Raw genomic sequence first — 6,173 nt, 5'->3', positions numbered from 1 at the left:
AGAAGAATGGTCCTTCGCTCCGCTCAGGAGAGAGCTCTTCCCCCTCGTGATTATGAGCGCGCCGTGCTCACACGTTCCGTACGGCGGCATTTCGCGGCTCGGGCTGCCGGCGCGGACGACCGGCGACACCCCCCGAGGGTCCGCAACACCGGCCCCCCAGGAAGAGGGCATTCGGGAGCTCGCTTCGCTCGCGGCTGCGAGTGCTCTCGACCGCCTTGCCGGCCGTCAGCCGGGGGGCGCAGTCGCCTCATGCCCACCGAGGAACAACGGGACTAGACTCGAGCGATGAAGGGGAAGAAGTTCGTCGTGGCGACGTCCCGCAAAATCGAGCGCCGCGACGTGACGGAACCGGTGCAGAAGGCGGTCGAGTCGCTCGGAATCCAGAGCGGCTTCGTCCTGGTGTCGGTTCCCCACACGACCGCGGCGGTGTCGGTCGGAGAGAACTGGGATCCCGACGTGGGGACCGACGTCGAGCGGGCGCTGGCGAAGTGGACGCCGTCCGTTCCCTTCGAGCACGGGGAGGGGAACTCGGCGGCCCATTTCCTCTCCGAGGCGATCGGAAACTCCCGGGTGCTCGCGGTCGAAGGCGGAAAGCTCCGCCTCGGACGGTGGCAGGGGGTCTTCCTGCTCGAGCTCGACGGGCCGCGCGAGCGAAGCGTCTTCGTCGACCCGCTCGCCGCGGCGGGGAAGGGCGCTTGACAAGCGGCCGGACTCCTGTCAGTATTGATAATCGTTATTGATATGGAAACGCCGCACCGCCCCCGGGTAACCCGCCAGCGCGCGCTGATCTACTCGATCGTCGCCTCGACCGAGACGCACCCGACCGCGGACTGGATCTACGCGCAAGCGCGCGAACGGATGCCCCGCCTGTCGCTCGGGACCGTGTACCGGAACCTCCAGCGCCTCGCGGCGGAGGGGCGCATTCGCGCGATCGACGCCTGGGGAAAGACGACCCGCTGGGATGCCGACCTCTCCGCGCACTACCATTTCCTCTGCACGGCCTGCGGCGCGATCCGCGACGTGCCCAAGCCCGAGGGAGAGGATGCCCGGCTCGCCGGGCTCTTCCCGCTCCCCGGATTTTCGATCACCGGCCATCGCGTCGAGCTCGAAGGGCTCTGCGCGCCCTGTACCCGCGTTCCCCAGCGGAAGGGGCGGGGATCCGCCCGTTCCGCAAAATGAATCGTCGAAAGGAGAAATCATGCCCGCTCTCAACAACACCAAGACCCACGAAAACCTGAAGCACGCCTTCGCCGGCGAGTCCCAGGCCAACCGCCGTTATCTCTACTTCGCGCGCCGCGCGGACATCGAGGGCTTTCCGGACGTCGGCGGTCTGTTCCGCGACACGTCGGAGGCGGAGACCGGCCACGCGTTCGGCCACCTGGATTTCCTGAAGGAGGTCGGCGACCCGGCGACGAACTTCCCGATCGGCGACACGAAGCTGAACCTGAAGTCGGCCGTCGAAGGGGAAACGTACGAGTACACGCAGATGTATCCGGGGTTTGCGAAGACCGCCCGCGAGGAGGGCTTCACCGAAGTCGCCGAGTGGTTCGAGACGCTCGCCCGCGCCGAGAAGTCGCACGCGGGGCGTTTCCAGAAGGGCCTCGACACCCTCGGGTCGTAAGCCGGTGGTCTTCGATCCGGCCGCTCGGGACTTCGCCGATCCCGGGGCCATGGAGAAGGAGTACCGGCGGGTGATGGACATCTGCCACACCTGCCGGCGCTGCTACAACCTCTGCCCCTCGTTCGACGTGATCTTCAAGGCGCTCGACCGCCCGGAGGTCGACGGCGAGATCGACCGGGTCCCGAAGCCGGATCTCGACGCGTTCACGGACCTCTGCTACGAGTGCAAGCTCTGCATTCCGCACTGTCCGTACTATCCGCCCCACCGCTGGGACGTCGACATCCCGCGGCTCGTGCTGCGGGACCGGGCGACGCGCGTCCGAAGCGCCGGGCGGCCGCCGATCCGCGACCGCATCCTCGGCTCCGCGGACGCCATGGGCCGGCTCGCGTCCAGGGCCGCTCCGTTCGTCAACTTCGCCAACCGGAACCCCGTCTCCCGGTGGATGCTCGAGAAGACCCTCGGCGTCCACCGGGACCGTCTCCTCCCGGCCTACCACGGGGAGACGTTCGACCGGTGGTGGAAGAAACGGGGGGGCAAGACCATGCTCGACGAGGTTCGCGGCGCCGACGCCGTGCTCCTCTTCGTGACGTGCTCGGTCAACTACAACCGGCCCGAGACCGGGAAGGCCGCCGTCGAGGTCCTCGAGCGGAGCGGCGTCGAGGTCGTCGTGCCGCCGCAGCGGTGCTGCGGGATGCCGTTCCTCGACTCGGGCGACCTCGACTCCGCGCGCGAGCACCGGCGCGACAACGTCGGCTCGTTCCTGCCCTTCGTCCGCGCGGGTATCCCGATCGTCACTCCGGGTCCGACGTGCTCCCTCACGATCAAGAAGGAATATCCCGCGCTCGGCCCCGAGCCGGACGCCGCGGAAGTCGCGGCGGCGACGCTCGACCTTTCCGAGTACCTGATGAAGCGCCACGGCGCGGGGAAGCTGGCCGTCGATTTCGCGCGCTCCGCGGGGCACGTGCTCTACCAGATCGCCTGCCACCTCAAGGTCCAGGACATCGGTTTCCGCTCCCGGGACCTCCTCGCGCTCGTCCCCGGCACCCGGGTGGAGGTCGTCGAGAAGTGCACCGGGCACGACGGGACCTGGTCGATGAAGACCGAATACTTTCCGATCTCGATGGACATCGGCCGCCCGGTGTTCGAGGCGGTCGACCGCGCCCGCGCCGACGTCGTCGCGACCGACTGCCCGCTCGCGGCCCTCCAGATCCGGCAGGGGACCGGAGCGGAAGTCCGCCACCCGATCGAGATCTTCGCCGCGTGTTATCGAACGGAGGAGATCCATGGAGAAAATTGAAGCCTCGGCGCTGAAGAACCTGCACGAGTACGAGGTGGCGAGGCCCGAGTTCCGGCGGCTGGTCATCGACCTGAAGAGCCGCCGGCGCGTCGCCGTCGGCCCGGTCGTCACGCTCGTCTTCGAGAACCGGGAGACCGCGCTCTTCCAGATCCAGGAGATGCTCCGGGCCGAGCGGATCGTCGACCCGGCGAAGGTCCAGGACGAGATCGACGTCTACAACACTCTCCTGCCCGACCGGGGCGAGGTCGCGGCCACCCTGTTCATCGAGATCACCGACGAGAGCCGGGTCAAGCCGATCCTGGACGCGTTCATCGGCCTCGACGAAGGTCGGAGCCTCCGGATGGAGATCGCGGGACATGAATATTTCGCCCGGTTCGAGGCGGGACACGGCCGCGAGGATAAAATCTCGGCCGTGCACTACGTGCGGTTCCCCCTCGGCGAGAAGGGCCGCGCCGCACTCGAATCGGCGAGATCGGCCCGGCTCGTGCTCGAGCACGGGGACTATCGCGCGTCGGCGGAGCTCTCGCCCGACACGGTCTCGGAGCTGATCGAAGACCTGCGGGATTCCTGATCGCATGTCGCGGGAGGCCACGCCCTCGCGCTCTTTCCGGCGCCGCCTCCTCCACGGCCGGCGGGATGCCATCGCGAGCATGCTCGCGTCGCTCCCGAACGAAGGGATCGAGCCGGTCGCGTTCAGCCGCTCGGCGCTCCTGCTCGAGGAAGGAGAGGTCGGCGTCCTCCTGCTCGACCGTCCTCTCCATCCGGAGCTGTCGCGGCCTTCTCCCGAAGGAATGGGCGAAGCGGCGGAGCGCCTCGGCGTCGTCGTCATCGGGGAGCGCGCGGGCGCCTCGGATCCGTTCTGGCCGCCCCGCGTCTATTTCTCACTTCCCGAGGACGCGCCCGACCATCACGCGGCGCGCGCCGTCCGCTCCGTCTTCCGCTTCCTCGAGGAGCGACACGTCGCGGCGGTGTCTCAGCGAGCGCTCGCCGAGAGGAACCGCGACGTCGAGAACCTGAATCGGATCGGCATCGCGCTCGCCGCCGAGACCGACCCGAACCGCCTGATCGCCGACTTCCTCTCCCGCGCGCGCGACCTCACGCACGCCGACGCCGGGAGCCTGTATCTCATCGAGCGCGGGGACGACGGCGCCGACCACCTCCGTTTCAAGGCGGCGCAGAACGACTCCCTGAAGCTGCGGTTCGAGGAGATCACGCTGCCGCTCGACAGCCGTTCGATCGCGGGGCACGTGGCGACGACCGGCAAGGTGCTTCGGGTCGACGACGTCCAGACGATCCCGGAGGACGCGTCGTACCGATTCAACCGGAGATCCGACGAGGAGATCGGCTACCGCACCCGGTCGATGCTCGCCGTCCCGATGAAGAACGTGCAGGGACGGGTCCTCGGCGTCCTGCAGCTCATGAACCGGAAACGGAGCGTGGTCCCGGACCTCTCGACGACCGCCGTGATGCGGCGGGAGACCGTGCCGTTCGACGAAGGCAACGAGGAGGTCGCCCGCTCGCTCGCTTCCCAGGCGGCCGTCGCGCTCGAGAACGCCCGCCTGACCGCGCACCTGCGGAACCTGTTCGACGGGTTCGTCGCGGCCTCCGTGACGGCGATCGAGCAGCGCGATCCCACGACCTCGGGTCATTCGCAGCGCGTCGCGGTGTTGACGTGCGCGCTGGCGGAGGCCGCCGACCGCCGAACGGATGGCCCGTACGCCGGGTTCCGCATCTCTTCGGGCGAGCTCACCGCGCTCCGGTACGCCGCGGTGCTCCACGACTTCGGCAAGGTCGGCGTCCGCGAATCGGTGCTCGTGAAGGCGCGCAAGCTTCCCCCGGGCCGGATGGACCTGCTGCGCGAGCGGTTCGAGCGCGCCCGTCTCGCTTCGGCGGTCCGCCTGTGGGAACGCGCGGCGGCAGGCGAGCTTTCCGCCGAGACCGCCCGTCGCGAGATCGGAAGCGCCCGGGCGCGGCTCGACGCCGCCTGGCAGCGGGTCCTCGAGGCCGACGTCCCGAGCGTGCTCCCCGCTCCGGAGCCCGACGGGCTCCGGGAGGCGACGGTGCTCGAGTTTCCGCTGGACAACGGCGACCGGGAGCGCGTTCTCCCGGACGAGGACCTGCGCTATCTCGCGATCTCGCGGGGAAGTCTCGACGAGGCGGAGAGGCGGGAGATCGAATCCCACGTGACCCAGACGCACCGCTTCCTTTCGAAGATCCCGTGGACGCCGGAGCTCGCGCGGGTCCCGGAGCTCGCCTGGCTCCACCACGAGAAGCTCGACGGGTCCGGTTATCCGCGCGGTGTCCGGGCCGACGACATACCCCCGCCCGTGCGGATGATGACGATCTGCGACATCTACGACGCGCTCTCGGCCGCCGACCGGCCTTACAAGCGGGCGGTCGCGCGCGACGAGGCGATCGGGATCCTGCGGACGGAGTCGGACCGGGGAACGCTCGACCGCGACCTGCTCGAGATCTTCGTGGACGGCCGGATCTTCGAGGCGACGGCCCGCTGACGGGCCGCGCTACGGCGCCTCTTCCCGGCCGACCTTTCCCGCCGCGAACATCCGGAGGTCGACCGGACCGAGCGCCTTCTCGCGGGAGGGGGAAAGCAGGCGCCGGTGGGGGATCGTCTCGAGCCAGTGCGGGATCTCCCAGAGGTCGTCCTCGGACGTCATCCAGCCGATCCGGTCGAACCGCGCGAGCGAGCGCGGTTTCGAATAGCGCCGGAGCGTCTTCTCGCGCCGGAGGTTGAAGTACGACTCGAAGTAGGAGAGCACCAGTGCGCGAATCGTCGGATGGATCGGCTCGCGGTAGCGCAGCCCCGAGTAATTCGAGCGCGCGATCGCCCCCCAGCCGCTCGGCTCGCGAAAGACCGCGAGAACGTGGTCGTCGTCCTGCACCGCTTCGAGGTCGAGGATGAGCGGAGGCCGCCCCTGGACGCGCAGCGCCGCCGCCGCGAAGAGGGCGCCGTCCATGCACTGGACCGTTTTTTCGCGGATCACCCTCCTCGGTGAGCGGCAGTGCGCGCCGCGGACGTCGTAGTCGATCGAATCGAGATATCTCTGGATGCGCCATGGGGGATCGAGGCTCCGCAGGAACCGCAGCTCGCGGTAAGTCAGCCCGAAATCCTGCATGGTGTGGAGGGGAAGTTAACCGCTCGGAAGAGCCACTTCAAGGGGGTTATGCTCGCGGCCGATGCCGAATCTCTTCGTCCGGTACACGCGATGGCTGCACACCCGCTGGCCGGCGGGAACC

Annotated in this window: 7 protein-coding genes; 6 read left to right on the top strand and 1 reads right to left on the bottom strand. The window is 68.9% G+C overall.

Annotated features, from left to right (window positions below; translation table 11 throughout):
* Positions 1 to 285: 285 nt before the first annotated feature.
* From VKH46_14700 to VKH46_14675, 6 genes are read left to right on the top strand one after another with little or no spacing between them, the layout of a single operon-like run.
* Positions 286 to 699: a secondary thiamine-phosphate synthase enzyme YjbQ gene (locus VKH46_14700; GenBank protein HKB72093.1), complete on the top strand. Its 414-nt coding sequence runs from the start codon at positions 286 to 288 to the stop codon at positions 697 to 699.
* Positions 700 to 741: 42 nt separating this feature from the next.
* Positions 742 to 1,179 (top strand): transcriptional repressor, encoded by a 438-nt coding sequence (locus tag VKH46_14695; protein ID HKB72092.1) that lies wholly within the window; start codon positions 742 to 744, stop codon positions 1,177 to 1,179.
* A 19-nt stretch (positions 1,180 to 1,198) separates the two neighbouring features.
* The gene (locus tag VKH46_14690) at positions 1,199 to 1,621 is read left to right on the top strand and encodes a rubrerythrin family protein (GenBank protein HKB72091.1); all 423 of its coding nucleotides are present in this window, start codon (positions 1,199 to 1,201) and stop codon (positions 1,619 to 1,621) included.
* Between the two features lie 4 nt (positions 1,622 to 1,625).
* Positions 1,626 to 2,918 (top strand): anaerobic glycerol-3-phosphate dehydrogenase subunit C, encoded by a 1,293-nt coding sequence (locus VKH46_14685; protein HKB72090.1) that lies wholly within the window; start codon positions 1,626 to 1,628, stop codon positions 2,916 to 2,918.
* Complete coding sequence (locus VKH46_14680; GenBank protein ID HKB72089.1) at positions 2,905 to 3,489, top strand: DUF3501 family protein; 585 nt, start codon at positions 2,905 to 2,907, stop codon at positions 3,487 to 3,489. Before VKH46_14685 ends, VKH46_14680 begins: the two co-directional genes overlap by 14 nt.
* A gap of 4 nt (positions 3,490 to 3,493) precedes the next feature.
* The gene (locus VKH46_14675) at positions 3,494 to 5,431 is read left to right on the top strand and encodes an HD domain-containing phosphohydrolase (GenBank protein HKB72088.1); all 1,938 of its coding nucleotides are present in this window, start codon (positions 3,494 to 3,496) and stop codon (positions 5,429 to 5,431) included.
* Positions 5,432 to 5,440: 9 nt separating this feature from the next.
* Here the strand turns inward: VKH46_14675 and VKH46_14670 are convergent, their stop codons facing one another.
* On the bottom strand, positions 5,441 to 6,052 hold the full coding sequence (locus VKH46_14670; GenBank protein ID HKB72087.1) for a hypothetical protein: 612 nt from the start codon (positions 6,050 to 6,052) through the stop codon (positions 5,441 to 5,443).
* Between the last annotated feature and the right edge of the window lie 121 nt (positions 6,053 to 6,173).

The organism is Thermoanaerobaculia bacterium, from assembly GCA_035260525.1.
Classification (GTDB): Bacteria; Acidobacteriota; Thermoanaerobaculia; order UBA5066; family DATFVB01; genus DATFVB01.
The sequence above is the reverse complement of the archived record's forward strand: the minus strand, read 5'-3'. Positions and strand labels throughout refer to the sequence as shown.

Excerpts from the sequence above, each read along its gene's own strand:
- VKH46_14700 (HKB72093.1), top strand. The coding sequence starts at position 286 with ATGAAGGGGAAGAAGTTCGTCGTGGCGACGTCCCGCAAAATCGAGCGC.
- VKH46_14695 (HKB72092.1), top strand. The coding sequence starts at position 742 with ATGGAAACGCCGCACCGCCCCCGGGTAACCCGCCAGCGCGCGCTGATC.
- VKH46_14690 (HKB72091.1), top strand. The coding sequence starts at position 1,199 with ATGCCCGCTCTCAACAACACCAAGACCCACGAAAACCTGAAGCACGCC.
- VKH46_14680 (HKB72089.1), top strand. The coding sequence starts at position 2,905 with ATGGAGAAAATTGAAGCCTCGGCGCTGAAGAACCTGCACGAGTACGAG.
- VKH46_14675 (HKB72088.1), top strand. The coding sequence starts at position 3,494 with ATGTCGCGGGAGGCCACGCCCTCGCGCTCTTTCCGGCGCCGCCTCCTC.
- VKH46_14670 (HKB72087.1), bottom strand. The coding sequence starts at position 6,052 with ATGCAGGATTTCGGGCTGACTTACCGCGAGCTGCGGTTCCTGCGGAGC.